Origin of the sequence: Agrococcus sp. HG114 (assembly GCF_024723325.1) — a bacterium.
GTDB lineage: Bacteria > Actinomycetota > Actinomycetes > Actinomycetales > Microbacteriaceae > Agrococcus.
In genome coordinates, this window is the sequence record NZ_JANQCH010000279.1 from 1 (window position 1) to 497 (window position 497).

Here is a 497-nt window from a genome sequence, read left to right on the forward strand (position 1 = left end):
GTGCGGCTCGGCCTCGTCGACCGCCCGTCGCGCCAGGCCGTCGACCCGGTGCTGTGGCGCCCGGCGGTCGACGGACCGCTGCTGGCGGTCGGGGGAGCGGCGAGCGGGCGGTCGAGCCTCGCCCAGCTCGTCGCGGGGCAGCTGGGCGTGCCGGTCATCGACCGCGAGGACGCGCTGTGGGATGCGCTGCTCGAGCCGGGCCCCCTCGTCGTCGACGACCTCGACCTGCAGCTCGCGCGGCTCGGCGAGGAGCACCAGGCCGCGGTCGGCCATCTGCTCGCGCGCCGCATGCGCGAGCGGGCGCCCGTCGCGCTCACCGCCCGCCGCGTCTCGAGCGCGATGAGCCAGCTGGCGTCCCTCGCCGAGGCGCGCGTGCTGCTGCGCATCGCGAGCCGGCAGGAGCACATCGTCGCGGGCGGCGCCGGCCAGCTGCACGACGCGACGCTGCCGCCCGGCGCGGGCTGGATGGGCGACGAGCGCGTGCAGCTCGCGATGCC

At 78.5% G+C, this 497-nt stretch carries 1 pseudogene; it reads left to right on the top strand.

Features of this window, described 5'->3' with window-relative positions:
- Window positions 1–497 (top strand): annotated as a pseudogene (locus NWP09_RS13240) (hypothetical protein); the annotation flags it as partial.